Below are 18,410 nucleotides of genomic sequence, written 5' to 3'. Positions count from 1 at the left end.
TTCGTTAATGCATGTGGACAAGTGGTATTTTTTTGGTATTGTCCCATCAGTTGGAGGAAAATGGATGGCCGAGACGCGCACGGAAGCGCTCCACCAGAATGCCGAGGGGCTGGATGTCCAGGCCCCGGAAGCCATCCTGGCGTTCCTGGCCAATGCCCAGATCGAAGCCAGCAAGGCCGTGCATGGCGCCATTCCGGCGATTGCCGTTGCCGCCGAACTCATCGCGAAGCAGTTGAAGGGCGGCGGCAAGCTCGCCTACGCGGCGGCCGGCAGCTCCGGCCTGATGGCCGTTGCCGATGCGCTGGAACTGCCCGGCACTTTCGGCATTGCGCGCGACCGCATCGCCATCCTGATCGCCGGCGGCGATGAAGCTTTCCGCACGCTTGCCGGCGGCCCGGAAGACGACATCGAGGAGGCAGCAAACGCCGTGGCGAATGCCAATATCGGCAAGGGCGACTGCCTGATCGCCATTTCCGCCAGCGGCTCGACCCCTTACGCGGTCCAGGCGCTGCAAGACGCGCGGCGCCGGGGCGCGGCAACCATCGCGATCGCCAACAACAGAGGCGCCGCGCTCTTCAAGCAGGCCGACGTCGCCATCCTGCTCGAAACGCCGCCGGAGCTGATCGCCGGCTCGACGCGCATGGGCGCGGGCACCGCGCAGAAGATCGCGCTCAACATGCTGTCGACGCTGACCGCCATCCATCTCGGCCATGTCCATGACGGCTACATGGTCAACCTCACCGCCGACAACATCAAGCTGCGCGACCGCGCCGTGCGCATGGTCGCCGCCATCAGCGGCAAGAGCCGCGACGACGCCGCCCGCCTGCTCAAGGAAAGCGGTGGTGTCGTCAAAACCGCCATTCTGCTCGCCGCGGGCGCCACCAACGCCGACGCGGCCGAGAAGATACTGGAAGGAGCCGGCCAGAAGCTCAGGCCGGCGCTTTCCGCGATCGAGGGGAGCAAGGGGCGCTGAGCCCCTGTTCTCATCAAAACCGAACCTGAAAAAGGTCAACAGGGAGACTGAAGATGAAGACCAAACTACTGACGGCCCTTCTGCTCGGCACAAGCATCCTCGGCACGACCGGGATGGCGCTTGCCGACGACGTGACGCTCAACATCGAAAGCTGGCGCGGCGACGACCTGACCATCTGGAAGGACAAGCTGATCCCGGCCTTCGAAGCCAAGAACCCCGGCATCAAGGTGGTGTTCGCGCCTTCGGCTCCGACCGAGTATGACGCGGCGCTCGGCGCCAAGCTCACCGCCGGCTCGGCCGGCGACCTGATCACCTGCCGCCCCTTCGACAAGTCGCTCGAACTGTTCAAGAAGGGCAACCTCGCCGACCTGACCTCGCTGCCGGGCATGGAGAACTTCTCGCCGGTCGCCAAGTCCGCCTGGCAGACCGATGACGGCAAGTCGAGCTTCTGCGTGCCGATGGCCTCGGTCATCCACGGCTTCATCTACAACAAGGACGCGTTCGACAAGCTCGGCCTCAAGGTGCCGACGACCCGCGACGAGTTCTTCGCCGTGCTCGACAAGATCAAGGCCGACGGCACCTACATTCCGATGGCCATGGGCACCAAGGACCTCTGGGAAGCCGCGACCATGGGCTACCAGAACATCGGCCCGAACTACTGGAAGGGCGAGGACGGCCGCGCCGCGCTGATCAAGGGCGACCAGAAGCTGACCGACAAGGACTGGGTCGCTCCCTATGAGGAACTGGCCAAGTGGAAGCCCTATCTCGGCGACGGCTTCGAGGCGCAGACTTATCCGGACAGCCAGAACCTGTTCACGCTCGGCCGCGCCGCCATCTACCCGGCCGGCTCGTGGGAAATCGGGTTGTTCAACACCCAGGCCCAGTTCAAGATGGGCGCCTTCCCGCCGCCGGTCGAGAAGGCCGGCGACACCTGCTACATCTCCGACCATACCGACATTGGCATGGGCCTGAACGCGGCGTCGAAGCATTCGGAAGAAGCCAAGAAGTTCCTCTCCTGGGTCGCCTCGCCTGATTTCGCCACCATCTACGCCAACGCGCTGCCGGGCTTCTTCAGCCTGAACTCCTCGCCGGTGAAGATGGAAGACCCGCTGGCGCAGGAATTCGTCTCCTGGCGCGGCAAGTGCAAGTCGACGATCCGCTCGACCTACCAGATCCTGTCGCGCGGCACGCCGAACCTCGAGAACGAGACCTGGGTCGAATCGGCCAACGTGATCAACGGCACCGACACGCCGGAAGCCGCGGCCAAGAAGCTGCAGACCGGCCTCGACAGCTGGTACAAGCCGGCGAAGTAAGAGCATCGAAAAGCGATGCCGGCCGGGCCCGAGCCCGGCCGGCGTTCAAACAGTTCCAGATAGCGATTGTCGGCGCAGCCTCCCGGTCCTACCCTCGATCTTGCGGGGAAGACGGAGCCGATCTGTCGCTGGCCTTGTCTTCCCCCGAAGGGGACAGCCAAGCCGCGCATCGAGGCATCAGCTAGCATCAACCGAACTGGAACCCAGAGACGGCGGGGAACCGAACTCATGGCTACCGAAACTATGGCGGCAGAAAAGCGAGCGAAAAGACCGATCCGCTGGCATGTCGGCGTCTTCCTGGCGCCAGCGGTGCTGGTCTACACCGCATTCATGATCCTGCCGCTGTTCGGCACACTCCAACTCTCCTTGTTCCGCAACATCGAACAGACCCAGGTCTTTGTCGGGTTGGGCAATTTCCGCACGCTGTTCGGCGATCCGAACTGGTCGGTGAATTTCTGGAACGCGCTGCGCAACAATCTCTGGTTCTTCATCATCCACATGCTGGTGCAGAACCCGATCGGCATCCTGCTGGCGGCGCTGCTTTCCAGCCCCAGGCTGCGTTTCACCGCCTTCTACCGCACGGCCATCTTCGTGCCGACGATCCTGTCCTTCGTCATCGTCGGCTTCGCCTGGAAGCTGATCCTGTCGCCGATCTGGGGCGTGGCGCCGCATCTTATGGACCTCGTCGGGCTGAAGAGCTTCTTCACGCCGTGGCTCGGCAAGGAGCAGTATGCGCTGACCGCGCTCAGCCTGGTCTCGGTCTGGCAGTTCGTCGGCATTCCGATGATGCTGATCTACGCGGCGCTGCTGTCGATCCCCGACGAGGTGATCGAGGCGGCCGAATGCGACGGCATCACCGGCTTGGCGCAGTTCTGGAAGATCAAGCTGCCGCTGATCCTGCCCTCGATCGGCATCATCTCGATCCTGACCTTCGTCGGCAATTTCAACGCCTTCGACCTGATCTACACCGCGCAAGGGGCGCTCGCCGGGCCGAATTATTCGACCGACATACTCGGCACCTTCCTCTACCGCGCCTTCTTCGGCTTCCAGCTGCAGGTCGGCGATCCCAATATGGGCGCCGCGATCGCCACGATCATGTTCCTGATCATCCTCGCCGGCGTCTGCGTCTACCTGTTCCTCGTGCAGACGCGCCTGCGTCGCTACCAATTCTGAGGCGCGCCATGAGCACAGCCACCCGTTCCTTGCCCCGTACCATCGGCGCGCATGCGATCCTTATCACCTACACGGTAATCGCGCTGTTCCCGGTCATCCTGGTGGTGATGAATTCGTTCAAATCCCGCGCGGGCATCTTCGGCGCGCCGCTGACGCCGCCGACGACGAAGACCTTCGACCTGATCGGCTACACCACGGTGTTCGGCCAGGGCGATTTCTTCCACTATTTCCAGAACAGCCTCGTCGTCACCGTCGCCTCGCTGTTCTTCGTGCTTTTGTTCGGCGCTATGGCGGCCTTCGCGCTGTCGGAATACCGCTTCCGCGGCAACACGCTGATGGGGCTTTATTTGGCGCTCGGCATCATGATCCCGATCCGCCTCGGCACCGTCGCCATCCTGCAATTGATGGTGGCGAGCGGGCTGGTCAACACGCTGACGGCGCTGATCCTGGTCTACACGGCGCAGGGCCTGCCGCTGGCGATCTTCATCCTGTCGGAATTCATGAAGCAGGTGTCCAACGACCTGAAGAACGCCGGGCGTATCGACGGGCTCTCGGAATACACGATCTTCTTCCGCCTGGTGCTGCCGCTGGTGCGGCCTGCGATGGCGACGGTCGCCGTCTTCACCATGATCCCGATCTGGAACGATCTGTGGTTCCCGCTGATCCTGGCGCCGTCGGAAGAGACCAAGACGGTGACGCTCGGCGCGCAGCTCTTCCTCGGCCAGTTCGTCACCAACTGGAACGCGATCCTGGCGGCGCTGTCGCTGGCGATCCTGCCGGTGCTCATCCTCTATGTCATCTTCTCGCGGCAGCTGATCCGCGGCATCACGTCGGGAGCCGTCAAGTGAGTTCGGAAAAACCTCTCCGTGTCGTCGTTGCCGGGCTCGGCAATATGGGCCGCAGCCATGCACTGGCCTATCACGACAATCCGGGCTTCGAGATCGCCGCCCTAGTCAACCGCTCCGACGTGCCCCTGCCGGACGGGCTTACCGGCTACGGCATCAGGCGCTCCTTCGAGGACGCGCTGCGCGACGAGAAGCCGGATGTGACGGCGGTCGCCACCTATTCCGACAGCCATGCCGACTATGCGGTGCGGGCGTTCGAGGCCGGATGCCATGTCTTCGTCGAAAAGCCGCTGGCAACGACGGTGGCCGACGCCAGGCGCGTTGTCGATGCCGCCAAGGCCAATGGCAAGAAGCTGGTGATCGGCTATATATTGCGCCATCACCCGTCCTGGGTTCGGCTGATCGCCGAGGCGCGCAAGCTAGGCGGCCCTTATGTCTTCCGCATGAACCTCAACCAGCAATCCTCCGGCCACACCTGGGGGACGCACAAGCAGCTGATGCAGACCACTTCGCCGATCGTCGATTGCGGCGTGCATTATCTCGACGTGATGCTGCAGATCACCGATGCGAGGCCCGTCGAAGTGCGCGGCATGGGTGTGCGGTTGAGCGACGAGGTGGCGCCGTCCATGTACAATTATGGCCACCTGCAGGTGCTGTTCGAGGACGGCTCGGTCGGCTGGTACGAGGCCGGCTGGGGACCGATGATCTCGGAGACGGCCTTCTTCGTGAAGGACGTGATGTCGCCCAAGGGCTGCGTCTCGATCGTGATGAAGGAGGGCGTCAAGTCCGACGACATCGACACCCACACCAAGACCTCGACCATCCGGCTGCACAGCGCCGAGACCGGGCCGGACGGCAAGTTCGCCAGGGAAGACCAGCTGCTGTCGATGGAAGGCGAGCCGGGCCATCAGGAGCTTTGCGACCTCGAGCAGGCCTTCCTGCTCAAGGCCATCCGCGAAAATATCGACCTCACCCGCCACATGGACGATGCCGTGAAGTCGCTCGCCGTCTGCCTTGCCGCCGACGAGAGCGTGCGCAGCGGCAACGCCGTCAAACTCTAGAACAGGAACGAAGCCGTGGGCTCGCTGAAGATCGAGAATGTCAAAAAGGCTTTCGGGCCGGTGGAGGTGCTGAAGGGCATCGACCTCGAGGTCAATGACGGCGAATTCGTCGTCTTCGTCGGCCCGTCCGGCTGCGGAAAATCGACGCTGCTGCGCGTCATCGCCGGCCTGGAGGATTCGACGTCGGGCCGCGTGCTGATCGACGGCGCCGATGTCTCGATCACGCCGCCGGCGAAACGCGGCATCGCCATGGTGTTCCAGACCTACGCGCTCTATCCGCATCTGACGGTGAGGAACAACATGGCGCTTGGCCTGAAGCAGGCCGGCACGCCGGCGGCCGAGATCGAGCGCCGCATCAAGATCGCCTCCGCCATGCTGTCGCTGGAGCCCTATCTCGGGCGCCGGCCGGCGGAACTGTCCGGCGGCCAGCGCCAGCGCGTCGCCATCGGCCGCGCCGTGGTGCGCGAGCCAAAACTGTTCCTCTTCGACGAGCCGCTGTCGAACCTCGACGCGGCGCTGCGCGTCAACACCCGCCTGGAGATTGCGCAGCTGCACCGGCGGCTGAAGGCGACGATGGTCTACGTCACGCACGACCAGGTCGAGGCGATGACGCTGGCCGACAAGATCGTGGTGCTCAATGCCGGCCGCATCGAGCAGATCGGCAGCCCGATGGAACTCTATAATGCGCCGGCCAACGAATTCGTCGCCGGCTTCATCGGCTCGCCGAAGATGAATTTCATCGATGGTGCCAAATTGGGCGAGACGGCCAAGACCATCGGCGTGCGGCCGGAGCATCTCACCGTCGACGCGAAGTCCGGCGCCTGGAAAGGCACGGTGGTGCATGCCGAGCATCTCGGCGCCGACACCAACCTTTATCTCGACTGCGAGAAGGCCGGGCTGATCACCGTGCGCATCTTCGGCGTCTACAATGCCGAACCGGGCTCGGTGCTTTACGCGACGCCGGATGCGGCGAAGACGTACCGGTTCGGGGCCGATGGGAAGGTTTTGAAGTAGCGCCAGCTTCCCCTTCTCCCCCTGTGGGAGAAGGTGGCCGCGAAGCGGCCGGATGAGGGGTGTTGGAAGGATCACGACGCAGCAGAACTAGGCGCCCGGGAACCCTCAATCTTCGAGATTGCACTCCGTTGGAGCACCCCTCATCCGTCTCGGCGCTGCGCGCCGATCCACCTTCTCCCACAGGGGGAGAAGGGGAAGTCGGCGTTACACGTCCGCCCTGAAAGTCTGCTTCTGCTGGCCGAGCCCTTCGATGCCGAGCTCGACGACGTCGCCGGCCTTCAGGAACACCGGCGGCTTCATGCCGAGGCCAACACCGGGCGGGGTGCCGGTGGAGATGATGTCGCCGGGATGCAGCGACATGAACTGGCTGAGATAGGAGACCAGATACTTCACGCCGTAGACCATGGTCTTGGTCGAGCCGTTCTGCATGGTCTTGCCGTTGACGGTCAGCCACATCTTGAGGTTCTGCGGGTCGGCGACCTCGTCCTTGGTGACCAGCCACGGGCCGGTCGGGCCGAAGGTGTCGCAGGACTTGCCCTTGGTCCACTGGCCCTGGCGCTCGGCCTGGAAGGCGCGCTCGGACACGTCATGCGCGACGGCGTAGCCGGCGACATAATCCAGCGCGTCATCCTCCGAGACATACTTCGCCGTCTTGCCGATGACGACGGCAAGCTCGACCTCCCAGTCGGTCTTTTCAGAGCCGCGCGGGATCAGCACATCGTCATCCGGTCCGACGATCGCCGAGCTTGCCTTCATGAAGATGATCGGCTCGGACGGCACGGTGGCGCCGGTTTCGGCGGCGTGGTCGGAATAGTTGAGGCCGATGCAGATGAATTTGCCGGTGCCGGCGACGCAGGCGCCCAGGCGCGGCTTGCCGGAAACCACCGGCAGCGACTTCGAATCGAGTTTCGAGAGCATTTCCAGCGAGGCTGGATGAAGCGTCGTGCCGGCGATATCGGCGACATGAGCGGAAAGGTCGCGGATCGTCCCATCCGCATCGAGCAGGCCAGGCTTTTCGCTGCCAGCTTCGCCATAGCGCAACAACTTCATCTCAACTTCTCCACCTTGCGGCCAATGGCCGTTTTCACAAATCCCGTCAAAGCCAGCGGACCGTAATCGTCGACCCTGCCGGCGGCAAGCGCGCCATTTGTCCGAGCCGGCCAGCCGGGAGGATTTTCAGACGCTTCGATCCTTGTTCGGCAAACGCTATCCGGGATGCGATCTTCCTGTATTCGCTGACGATCTTTCGCGGCGGCGATCAGATCGACCAGCCGCCGTCGATGTTGTAGGCCTGCCCCGACGTATAGGTGGCGCCGGCCAGATAGACGGCGAGGTCGGCGATTTCCTCCGGCGTGCCGAGCCTGCCCATGGGCTGGCGGGCGATGAAGGCCGCGCGGGCCGCGTCATAGTCGCCCTGGGCATGCATGCGATCCTGCAGCGACGGGCTTTCGACCGTGCCCGGGCAGATGGCGTTGCAGCGAATGCCCTTGGCGACATAATCGGCGGCGACCGCCTTGGTCAGGCCGACCACGGCCGCCTTGGTCAGGCCGTAGACGAAGCGGTTCGGCACGCCCTTCTGCGAGCTTGCCAGCGACGCCATGTTGATGATCGAGCCGTCGCCGCGCTCCAGCATACCCGGAAGCACGGCGCGGATGGTGCGGATCATCGAACGGACGTTGAGGTTGAGCGCGAAGTCGAGATCCTCGTCCTTCATCTCGAGGATCGAGCCGCCATGGACGAAACCGGCGCAGTTGAACAGCACATCGACCCGGCCGATCTCAGCGAAGGCAGAAGCCACGGCCGCGTCGTTCAGCACATCGAGCTTGCGGGTCTCGATGCCGGGCGTCTTGCCCAATTCGGCCAGCAACGGCTCGTTGATATCGGTGGCGTGCACGGTCGCGCCCGCCTTGGCGAAAGCCAGCGCGCTTGCCCGGCCGATGCCTTGCGCCGCCGCGGTTATGACCACGATCTTGCCTGCCAGATCCGCCATGCTTTTTCTCCTCGCCTGATGCATCCGCCTCTATCGATGGCCGGCCCCGGCGTCGTGTGCCAGACAGCCAGCATCGTGCGGTCAGATTTCTGCTTCACATATAAAGATGTTTTTTCTCGTTAAAGAGCAAGGGCACGAGCGTCAAGCCCGAACGCGATCACCTTCGCGGCAGTCTTCAGCGAGAAACATCAGTCGCCGTAGGGAACCCAGATGTTCTTGACCTCGATGGCGCGGCGCAGGAAGGCCTCGCCGGCAGCCTGTTCCGACGCCCAGTCGAGCGTGCGGCCATTGCCGGTCCAGACGCGCTTGAGGTTGCCGATGGAGTCGGCTTCCGCCTTGGCGCAGGTGTCGGCATTGGCGAACACCCAGAGCCCGTCGACATCATCATGCTTGGCCAGCACGCCGCACAGCTCGGCGCTGCGGCCGGTGACGATGTTGATGGCGCCGGCAGGCAAGTCGGAATATTCGATCACCTGGTAGAGGTCGGTGGCCAGAAGCGGGTGGCGTTCGGATGGCACAGCTACCACGGTGTTGCCCATGGCCAGCGCCGGCGCGACCAGCGAGACGAAATTGAGCAGCGGCTGGTTGTCCGGTGCGACGATGCCGACGACGCCCACCGGCTCATGCAGCGCAAGTGTGACGACACGGGCCGGCGGCTGATGGACGCGGCCCTCGAACTTGTCGGCGAGGCCGGCATAGAGGAACAACCGCTCGATCGACTGCTCGATCTCCTCGCGCGCGGCCTTCGACATCACGCCGGTCAGCTGGACAAGGCGCGCGGCGAACTCGTCGGCGCGGCCCGACAGGTTCTCGGCGAAGTAATAGAGCACCTGGCTGCGGTTATAGGCGGTCGCATCCGGCCAGGCCTTGCAGGCACGCGCGGCGGCGACCGCGTCGCGGATATCCTTGCGGTTGCCGAGGCCGACTTCGCCGGCGAGCTTGCCCTTGGCGGTGGCGACGCCGAGCGAGTAATTGCCGTCCGGCCGCACCTGCTTGCCGCCGATGAACAGCTTTGCCGTGCGGTCGATGGCCAAGCCGTCGGCCTGCTCGACCGGCTGGGCCGAGCCGGTCGCGGCCGGCTTGATGGCAGGGCCGACCGGCAGCTTGGCGGCGAGATATTCGAACATGCCCTCGCGGCCGCCCTCGCGGCCGAAGCCGCTCTCGCGATAACCGCCGAAGCCGCAGGCGGCGTCGAACATGTTGGTGCCGTTGACCCACACCACGCCCGCCTTCAGCTGCGGCGCGACATGCAGGGCTAGGTTGACATTCTCGCTCCACACCGAAGCGGCAAGGCCGTAGCGCGTGTTGTTGGCAAGCTCGATCGCTTCCTCGGTATTGCGGAAGCTCATCGTCGCCAGCACCGGGCCGAAGACTTCTTCCTGCGCCAGAATATTAGCCGGCGAAACAGCTGTTGCGAGCGTCGGCAGGTGATAGTAGCCCGTCGTCGGCAGCGTGGCGTCAGGCTGCCAGCAGATGGCGCCCTGTTTGGCGCCCTCGGCGATGAGACCCTTGACGCGGTCGAGCTGCGTGCGGTCGACCAGCGGGCCGATATCGGTGTTCTTGTCGAGCGGGCTGCCGACACGCAGCCGGCTCATCCTGACCTTGACCTTGGCGATCAAGGCTTCCGCAATGCCTTCCTGCACCAGGAGGCGCGAGCCGGCGCAGCAGACCTGGCCCTGGTTGAACCAGATGCCGTCGACCAGACCCTCGACGGCGCTGTCGAGGTCGGCATCCTCGAAGACGATGAAGGCCGACTTGCCGCCGAGCTCCAACGACAGCTTCTTGCCTGAGCCGGCCGTCGCCTTGCGGATGATCTTGCCGACTTCCGACGAGCCGGTGAAGGCGATCTTCTGCACACCGGGATGGTTGACGATGGCCGCGCCCGCCTCGGGGCCACCCTGGACGATGTTGACGACGCCCTTCGGCACGCCGGCGCGTTCGCAGATCTCGGCGAACAATATGGCGGTGAGCGGCGTGAATTCGGCCGGCTTCAGCACCACCGTGCAACCGGCGGCAAGCGCCGGCGCGATCTTCCAGGCCAGCATCAGCAGCGGGAAATTCCACGGGATGACCTGGCCGACGACGCCGACCGGCTTGTGATCGGGGAAATCCTTCTCGAGCGTCTGCGCCCAGCCGGCATGATGGATGAAGTGGCGGATCGCCAGCGGCACGTCGATGTCGCGGCTCTCACGGATCGGCTTGCCGTTGTCGATCGATTCCAGCACCGCGAACAGGCGCTGGTGGCGCTGCATGGCGCGGCCGATAGCGTAGAGAACTTTTGCGCGGGCGTAGCCTGAGGATGCCGACCATTTGGGCAGCGCCTTGGCGGCCGCGGAGACCGCAGCGTCGATATCGGCGGCACCGGCGTCCGAGATTTTGGCCAGAAGTTTTCCCGAGGACGGTTCGCTGGTGTCGAACGTCTTGCCGCTGGCCGCCGCTTTCCAGGCGCCGTCGATGAACAGCGCTTTTGCGAAGTCGCGCCCGGCGAGCCAGGCATCCGCCTCGTTGCGGGCTTCCGGCGCCGGACCATATTCCATGGCGTGATAGCGTTCGAGGATGTTCATGGATTTGTTCCTTGAAGGTTGGCGCCAAGCCTAGCACCCCTCATCCGACCGAGCTTCGCTCGGCCACCTTCTCCGACAAGGGGAGAAGGGAAGGCGCATGTCTGCGGGCCACTCGGTTGCTCACAATGGTATTCGATTGGCAGACCGGGGCAGGGCCTGTCCTTCTCCCCTTGTGGGAGAAGGTGTCGCCGGAGGCGACGGATGAGGGGTGTTCCAGTCATCGCCGCGCTGACAAACTCACGCCATCGCGTGGCGATGGTTGGCCGAATAGTGGCCGGTCAAATGATGTTCGAGCTGGCGTTCGATGTCGGTGAGCAGGCTGGAGGCGCCGAAGCGGAACAAGGCCGGATCGAGCCAGGGCCGGCCGAGCTCTTCCTTCATCAGCACCAGCCAGTCGAGCGAGACCTTCGCTGTCGAAATGCCGCCGGCCGGCTTGAAGCCGACGAGATAGCCGGTTTCCTCGAAATAGGCGCGGATGGCGCGCACCATCGCAAGCCCGACGGGAAGCGTGGCGTTGACGCTTTCCTTGCCGGTCGAGGTCTTGATGAAGTCCGCCCCCGCCATCATCGCCACCATGGAGGCAAGCATGACGTTGCGCAGCGTTGCCAGGTCGCCGGTGCCGAGGATGACCTTGAGATGCGCATCGCCGCAGGCGGCGCGCATGGCGACGATCTCGTTGAACAGCTCGCGCCATTTTGCGCCGTAGACCAGGCCGCGCGGAATGACGACGTCGATCTCGTCGGCGCCGTCGCGCACCGAAGCCTCGATCTCCTGCAACCGGGTCGACAGCGGCGCCAAGCCATGCGGGAAGGCGGTCGAGACCGCGGCGACATGGATGCCGGTGCCGCGCACGGCGTCGACCGCGGTGGCGACGAAGGGATGGTAGACGCAGACCGCCGCCGGCCGGATGATTTCGCCGGCAATACCGAGACCCTCGACGATATCCCGGCGCAGCGGGTTGATCGCCTTGGCGCAGAGCCGGCGCACGCGTTCGTCCGTGTCGTTGGAGTTGAGCGTGGTGAGGTCCATGCAGGCGATGGCGCGCAACAGCCAGGCGGCCTGGTTGTCGGCCTTGATCGAGCGCCGCTTGGTCAGCGTCGCGACACGGCGCTCCAGCGCCGAGCGGTTGACGCTGCGCACTGATTCCAGGAAGCCGAGATCGAGCTTCATGCCGGGATTGCGGGCGATGCCGTGTTCCAGCGGCACTGGCGTGTTGGCGGCGGCGCGCGCCGGCAGCGGCATCACCTTGGAAGCTCCGGCACCTGCTTCGCGGATCGTGCTCATCTCCTGCCCTTTCACTCAGCGACCTCAGCCGAAGATAACCCGCGAAGTTGTCCTTCACGAGTCCTTCAGTGGGTCATAGCGGAAAAAGGCGGCGAAAGCAGCCAATTTTTGACCGCATGGTCAAAACTGCAAACTTGACAGGACGGCGATCTGATCAGCCGACGAAGGCACGCTCGACGACGAAGCTGGCCGGATGGCTGAGCGAACCTTCCTGGAAGCCGAGGCTTTCGGCGAGTTCCTTGACGTCCTTCAGCATATGCATCGAGCCGCAGATCATGATGCGGTCGGTCTCGGGATTGAGCTTGTCGATGCCGAGGTCGGAATAGAACTTGCCCGAGCCGATCAGCGCGGTGATGCGGCCCATGCGCGCCGACTCTTCCCGCGTCGTCGAATTGTAGAGCGTCACGCGGCCGCCGGTCAGCTCGCCGATCAGCGGATCGCTTTCGAGCGCGGCGACCAGTTCCTGGCCGTAAATGAGCTCGGCGTTGTCGCGGCAGGTGTGAGTGAGGATGACCTCGTCGAACTTCTCATAAGTGTCGGGGTCGCGCAGCAGGCTGGCGAAGGGCGCGATGCCGGTGCCGGTCGAGACCATGACCACGCGCTTGGCGGGCGTCAGCGCGTCGAGCACCAGCGTGCCGGTCGACTTCTGGCGCATGATGACGGTGTCGCCGACCTCAATCTTCTGCAGCTCGGAGGTCAGCGGGCCGTCCGGCACCTTGATCGAGAAGAATTCGAGCTCGTCGTCCCAGGCGGGGCTGGCGACCGAATAGGCGCGGAAGATCGGCTTCTCGGCATTGGGCAAGCCGATCATGACGAACTCGCCGGAGCGGAAGCGCAGCGACTGCGGCCGGGTGATGCGGAAGGAGAACAGCCGGTCGGTGTAGTGCTTCACCGACACCACGGTCTCGGCATAGACATTGGCCGGGATCGGGAACTGCAGCGGCTTCGAGCCGGCAACGCTCAACGCGGATGTCGTGTTCATTCCAACCCAACTTTCCGGCCCAGACGGAACGCGCTGGCGCCAAACTTTCTCCTGCGCGCCCGAACGGTCAGGTTCCGGCGTGCTCTCTGCACACTGCCAAGCGGTAAGCTCTTGTGTCCGGAATTTATTAGTATACAAATGATATTCAGGTCAAGATGGCAACGTAAAACGCCTTTCCAAACCGAGGCATATCCGTAGTCCTGGCATTTCGAGTTTCGGCAATGAATGAGAAATTTTCGGCGTCGGCGGGAAGCGTCGTTGCCGGCATCGATGTCGGCGGAACCTTCACCGATCTGCTGCTGATCGACGGCAAGGCGGGTGGCAAGGTCCATATCGCCAAGACGCCGACGACGGTGGAAAACCAGGCTTTCGGCGTGGTCGCCGCGCTTGGCGCGACCGGCTTTCCGATCGACGGCATCGACCTCATCGTGCACGGCACGACGACCACCACCAACGCCGTGCTGGAGCGCCGGCTGGCGCGGACCGGTATGATCACGACACGCGGCTTTCGCGACGTGATCGAGCTCGGCCGCCGCACAAGGCCGCAGGCCTATGGCATGACCGGAACCTTCGTGCCGGTCATTCCCCGCGACCTTCGGCTCGAAGTGTCGGAACGGGTCGAGGCTTCGGGCGCCGTACGCATCCAGCTCGACGAAACCGAGATGCGCGATGCGGTGAAAAAACTGCTCGAAGCCGGCTGTGAGTCACTCGTCATCCATTTCCTGCACTCCTACGCCAACCCCGCGCATGAGCGACGTGCCGCCGAGATCGCGGCGGAGCTTTGGCCGAACGGGCATATCACCACCGGACATGCGCTGCTTTCGGAAGCGCGCGAATTCGAGCGCGGCGTGACGGCGGCGGTCAACGCCTCGGTGCAGCCGATCCTCGAGCGCTATGTCGAGCGGCTGCGCAAGGAACTCGGCGCGAAAGGCTATGCGCGCGACTTCCTGATCATGAACGGCAATGGCGGCATGATCTCGGCCCGCTTCGTCACGCTGGAATCTGCCAAGACCGTGATGTCTGGCCCGGCGTCGGGCGTGATCGCCGCCGCCTATACGGGCAAGCGCGCCGGCTTCGGAAATCTCGTCACCTATGACATGGGTGGCACATCGACCGACGTGGCGCTGATCCGCAATGCCGAGCCCGCCGTCTCGAACGAGATCGAGATCGAATATGCGATGCCGATCCATGTGCCGATGGTGGCGGTGCACACGGTCGGCGCCGGCGGCGGTTCGATCGCCCGCGTCGATGCGGCCGGGCTGATCCAGATCGGCCCGGAAAGTGCTGGCGCCAATCCCGGCCCGATCTGCTACGGGCGCGGCGGCACCGAGCCGACCATCACCGACGCCAATCTGGTGCTGGGCCGCCTGGCGCCGAAGAAGCTGCTCGCGGTCGACAATCCAGTCACCGTCGAGCGCGTGACCGGCATTTTCGAGGAGAAGATCGGCAAGCGCACCGGCCTTTCCGGCGTCGAGGCGGCGGGCGCGGTGCTGCGGCTCGGCAACATGAAGATGGCCGGCGCCATCCGCATGGTTTCCGTCTCGCGCGGCCACGACCCCCGCGATTTCGCACTGTTCGCCTTCGGCGGCGCGGGGCCCTTGCATGCGACGGCGCTGGCGCGCGAACTGGGCCTGCCCAGGGTGCTGGTGCCGGCGCGCCCAGGCATCACCAATGCGCTTGGCTGCGTCGTCGCCGACATGCGGCATGACTTCGTCAACACAATCAACATGCCCGTTGCGAGCGTCGATGAAGCCAAGCTTCGCGAGGTGCTGGAACGGCACCGGGACGAAGGCGAGGCGTTGATCGCCAAGGAAGCCGTCAAGCCCGACGCGATCCGCGTCGCGCATACCGCCGACATGCAGTTCGTCGGCCAGACGCACATCATCAACGTGCCGCTGCCCTCGTCTTCCGTCTCACGGGAAACATTGCAGCTTCTGTTCGAAAAAGCCTATTTCGCCCGCTTCAAGGTCGAGCTGCCGGAGATCCGCGCCAATCTCGTCAACCTCAACACCTCGGTCACCGGCGTACGGCCGCAGATCGACCTGTCGCGGCTGATCGACCCGGCTGGACGCGGGGCAACGCTCGAGGAAGCGCGGCGCGAGATCCGGCCGGTCTGGTATCACGGCATTTGGCACGACACACCGGTCTATGCCCGCGAAAGGCTGCCGCTCGACGCAACAATCGAAGGGCCGGCGATCCTGGAGCAGATGGACGCCACGACCGTGCTCGAACCTGGCGACCGCGCACGCTCGGACGCCGACGGCAACATCATCATCGACATCGGCGAGGCCTAAGATGGCAAAGCTCGACACGATCACGCTTTCGGTGCTGCAGGCGGCGCTGCAACAGGTCTGCGACGAGATGGACCTGACCTTCTCCCGCGCCGCCTTCTCGCCGGTCATCGCCGAGGCCAATGACCGCTCCGACGGCATCTATTCGGCGGTCGACGGCTCGCTCATCGCGCAAGGCAGCCAGGGCCTGCCGGTGTTCGTCGGCGTGATGCAGTATTCGACCAAGACCGTGATCGAGATGATCGCCGACGGGCGCTGCCTCGCTCCTGAAGCGGGTGACATCTACATCGTCAACGATCCCTACCTCGGCGGCACGCATCTGATGGATGTGCGCTTCGTCATGCCGGTCTATCGCAGCGGAAAAATCTTCTGCTGGCTTTCCAACACCGGCCACTGGCCGGATATCGGCGGCTCGGTGCCGGGCGGCTTTTCGGCCTCGGCCACGGCGGTCGAGCAGGAAGGGCTCAGGCTGCCGCCGGTGAAACTGTTCAAGAAGGGCGTGCTCGATCCGGAGATCTACGCCATCATCTGCTCGAATATCCGCGTTGCCGACCAGCGCATCGGCGACATCCGCGCGCAGGCCGCCGCGCTGCTGATCGGCCAGGACAGGCTCAATGAAATCCTGGATCGTTACGGTGACGAAACCGTCATCGAGGCGATTGCCGAACTGCGCCGCCGCGCCGCCGAGCAGATGCGCGCCTCGATCGCCGTCATCCCCGACGGTACCTACCGCTCGCAGGCCTTCGTCGATTCCGACGGCGTGGTGAACGAGCCGCTGACCATCAATCTCGCTGTCGCGAAGAAGGGCGATACGCTCACCTTCGATTTCGCGGGCTCATCGAAGCCGTGCGCCGGGCCGATGAACAGCGTGCTGGCGACGACCTTGTCGTCGGTCTACCTCGCCATGCGCCATATCTTTCCGGAAGTGCCGATCAGCGCCGGCGCCTTCGAGCCGCTGCACGTCAAGCGGCCGGAAGGCACGTTCCTCGACGCCAAATATCCTCGGCCCGTGTCAGGCTGCGCGGCGGAAGTCTCGCAGCGCATCGCCGAAGCCGTGTTCGCGGCGATGGTGCAGGCGCTGCCGGAAAAGGTGACGGCCGCACCCGCCGGCTCCAGCGGCAATTTCGCGCTCGGCGGCAACGACCCGGCGCGCGGCCGCGACTATGTCATGTATCAGATTTCCGGCGGCGGCTACGGCGGCAACGCCGGCCATGACGGACTGAGCAATGGCTGCTCGACCATCGGCATCTCGAAGTCGCCGCCAGTCGAGATCATGGAGCAGGCCTTCCCGGTACTTTACCGGCACTATGCGCTGCGCGAGGGCTCCGGCGGCGCGGGGAAACATCGCGGCGGCTTCGGGCTCGCCTATGAAGTCGAGATCCTGCGCGGTGAAGCCCGCGCTTCCTTCGTTATGGACCATGGCCGCTTCGGGCCACAGGGCGCTCTCGGCGGCAAGGATGGCGCGCCGAACAGCGTGACCGTGTTCCGGAACGGCGAAGCGCATGTGCCGCCGCATCTTTCCAAGGAGCAGGACATCGCGCTCAAAGCTGGCGACCGCGTGCGCGTCGGCACGCCGGGCGGCGGCGGCTATGGCGATCCGCGCGAGCGCGATCCGAAGCAAATCGCCGAGGATGTCAGGCTTGGCTACTATACGGCCGAGCAGGCCAGGGAGATGTTCGACGCCGGTATTTCGTCACCGCCAACCTCTCAAGTATAGCGTACGTATATTACATATCCCTAATGCTATTGTTTCCGGGCGCTTCAAACACAAAGCAATCGGATAAGGATGTATTAAATAAACAACTATAGATAGAACCTCGACGGCGTTTCGGGGGACGTTGATGGTGCTATCCGGCGATTTACTTGAGGATGCAAGTTCACTAGGCCAGGCGCGGTGGCAACTCGGTCGGCTCGCGCGTTGCCCTGAATTGGGCAATGTTCCGCAAAAGCTGTTTGGGCTCTGCCTGGTCTATATTGCCGTGGCGGCGCTGATCTGGCCGTCGGCATATTACACGATGGCGCAGATGTATTTGCCGCGGCTCTTCGTCCTTGGGCCGCTCGGTTTTCTGGCCGTGGCGATCCCGGTGGCGATGGCCTTGTCGCCAAAGGCTCCGCTCACATTCATCGCGATATCGATCCGTGCCAATGGGTTGCGGGCGGCGATCATCGTGATCGTGTTCATCCTGACGCTCTCCGCGTTCACGACCTACAAGGTGAACATACCCGACATCGTTCCCTTTTACTGTGACGAAGCCCTGGCCGATTTCGGCGAGCTGCTGCACGGCCAGGCGCCATGGCGCATCGTTCACGCATTCGATTCCGACCTTCTGGCGATGGTCGTGTCGGTGACCTATGCCAAGCTCTGGTTTCTCGAATGGTTCGGCTTGGTGTTTTTTGCAGCACTGCTCGCCAACCAGCCGGTGCATCTGCGATATCTCACCGCGATGGCCCTTGTGCTTGTAGTGGTCGGAACGGTCATGGCGACGCTGTTTTCCTCCGTCGGCCCGATCTTCTACGATGAGTTGGTGGGTGGCGATCGCTATGCGGAGCTTCTGGAAGTGTTGAAGCAGCGGCCCGGCAACGAGCACGTGCTGTCTTATTCCAGCTACCTTCTTGCTACGTACAGGACCGACATGCTGGCGCTTGGTTCCGGGATTTCCGCCATGCCCAGCATGCATGTGGCGATCGCCACGCTGAACGCGTGCTACCTTGGGCGGCTCAACCGTTGGCTCGGCATTGCGGGCTGGGCATTCGCGATCGCCATCCTGTTCGGTTCGGTGTATTCGGGCTGGCATTATGCTGTTGACGGCTACGTCTCGATGCTGGTCGTGGTCTTGATCTGGCGGCGCACCGCAAGCATCAGCGACGGCAAACCGGATCCTTTCCGCCTGATGCAGGCCGCGCAAACGCTCTAGGGCAA

At 64.0% G+C, this 18,410-nt stretch carries 14 protein-coding genes; 9 read left to right on the top strand and 5 right to left on the bottom strand.

Annotated features, from left to right (window positions below; translation table 11 throughout):
• Positions 1-64: 64 nt before the first annotated feature.
• The 6 genes from LB572_RS24825 to LB572_RS24800 all read left to right on the top strand — a co-directional run bounded on the left by LB572_RS24825 (position 65) and on the right by LB572_RS24800 (position 6,379).
• Positions 65-973, top strand: coding sequence for an N-acetylmuramic acid 6-phosphate etherase (locus LB572_RS24825; protein WP_224669581.1), 909 nt, complete (start codon positions 65-67; stop codon positions 971-973).
• Positions 974-1,026: 53 nt separating this feature from the next.
• The gene (locus tag LB572_RS24820) at positions 1,027-2,286 is read left to right on the top strand and encodes an ABC transporter substrate-binding protein (protein WP_224669580.1); all 1,260 of its coding nucleotides are present in this window, start codon (positions 1,027-1,029) and stop codon (positions 2,284-2,286) included.
• A gap of 243 nt (positions 2,287-2,529) precedes the next feature.
• Entirely contained in the window at positions 2,530-3,459 is a 930-nt protein-coding gene (locus LB572_RS24815) for a carbohydrate ABC transporter permease (protein ID WP_224669642.1), read from the top strand.
• Positions 3,460-3,467: 8 nt separating this feature from the next.
• Entirely contained in the window at positions 3,468-4,307 is an 840-nt protein-coding gene (locus LB572_RS24810; RefSeq protein WP_140804682.1) for a carbohydrate ABC transporter permease, read from the top strand.
• Positions 4,304-5,365, top strand: coding sequence for a Gfo/Idh/MocA family protein (locus tag LB572_RS24805; protein WP_224669579.1), 1,062 nt, complete (start codon positions 4,304-4,306; stop codon positions 5,363-5,365). Before LB572_RS24810 ends, LB572_RS24805 begins: the two co-directional genes overlap by 4 nt.
• Positions 5,366-5,380: 15 nt before the next feature.
• Positions 5,381-6,379, top strand: a complete 999-nt coding sequence (locus LB572_RS24800; RefSeq protein ID WP_224669578.1) for an ABC transporter ATP-binding protein — start codon at positions 5,381-5,383, stop codon at positions 6,377-6,379.
• A 204-nt stretch (positions 6,380-6,583) separates the two neighbouring features.
• Here the strand turns inward: LB572_RS24800 and LB572_RS24795 are convergent, their stop codons facing one another.
• From LB572_RS24795 to LB572_RS24775, 5 genes are all read right to left on the bottom strand, one after another.
• Positions 6,584-7,429 carry a fumarylacetoacetate hydrolase family protein gene (locus tag LB572_RS24795; RefSeq protein ID WP_224669577.1) on the bottom strand — a complete coding sequence of 282 codons (846 nt, stop codon included), beginning with the start codon at positions 7,427-7,429 and terminating at the stop codon, positions 6,584-6,586.
• Between the two features lie 208 nt (positions 7,430-7,637).
• A complete protein-coding gene (locus tag LB572_RS24790) occupies positions 7,638-8,369 on the bottom strand; it encodes an SDR family oxidoreductase (protein WP_224669576.1) in 732 nt (243 codons plus the stop codon).
• A 188-nt stretch (positions 8,370-8,557) separates the two neighbouring features.
• A complete protein-coding gene (locus LB572_RS24785; RefSeq protein ID WP_224669575.1) occupies positions 8,558-10,933 on the bottom strand; it encodes an aldehyde dehydrogenase family protein in 2,376 nt (791 codons plus the stop codon).
• Positions 10,934-11,170: 237 nt separating this feature from the next.
• Positions 11,171-12,217: a deoxyribose-phosphate aldolase gene (gene deoC, locus LB572_RS24780; RefSeq protein WP_140804671.1), complete on the bottom strand. Its 1,047-nt coding sequence runs from the start codon at positions 12,215-12,217 to the stop codon at positions 11,171-11,173.
• Between the two features lie 154 nt (positions 12,218-12,371).
• Positions 12,372-13,199 carry a ferredoxin--NADP reductase gene (locus LB572_RS24775; protein ID WP_140804669.1) on the bottom strand — a complete coding sequence of 276 codons (828 nt, stop codon included), beginning with the start codon at positions 13,197-13,199 and terminating at the stop codon, positions 12,372-12,374.
• A gap of 221 nt (positions 13,200-13,420) precedes the next feature.
• Here LB572_RS24775 and LB572_RS24770 point away from each other — a divergent pair, with 221 nt between their 5' ends.
• The 3 genes from LB572_RS24770 to LB572_RS24760 all read left to right on the top strand — a co-directional run bounded on the left by LB572_RS24770 (position 13,421) and on the right by LB572_RS24760 (position 18,405).
• Complete coding sequence (locus LB572_RS24770; protein WP_224669574.1) at positions 13,421-15,493, top strand: hydantoinase/oxoprolinase family protein; 2,073 nt, start codon at positions 13,421-13,423, stop codon at positions 15,491-15,493.
• 1 nt (position 15,494) lies between these two features.
• Entirely contained in the window at positions 15,495-17,207 is a 1,713-nt protein-coding gene (locus LB572_RS24765; RefSeq protein WP_224669573.1) for a hydantoinase B/oxoprolinase family protein, read from the top strand.
• A gap of 124 nt (positions 17,208-17,331) precedes the next feature.
• The gene (locus tag LB572_RS24760) at positions 17,332-18,405 is read left to right on the top strand and encodes a phosphatase PAP2 family protein (RefSeq protein WP_224669572.1); all 1,074 of its coding nucleotides are present in this window, start codon (positions 17,332-17,334) and stop codon (positions 18,403-18,405) included.
• Positions 18,406-18,410 lie beyond the last annotated feature (5 nt).

The organism is Mesorhizobium sp. BH1-1-5, from assembly GCF_020165615.1.
Lineage (GTDB): Bacteria > Pseudomonadota > Alphaproteobacteria > Rhizobiales > Rhizobiaceae > Mesorhizobium.
The sequence above is the reverse complement of the archived record's forward strand: the minus strand, read 5'-3'. Positions and strand labels throughout refer to the sequence as shown.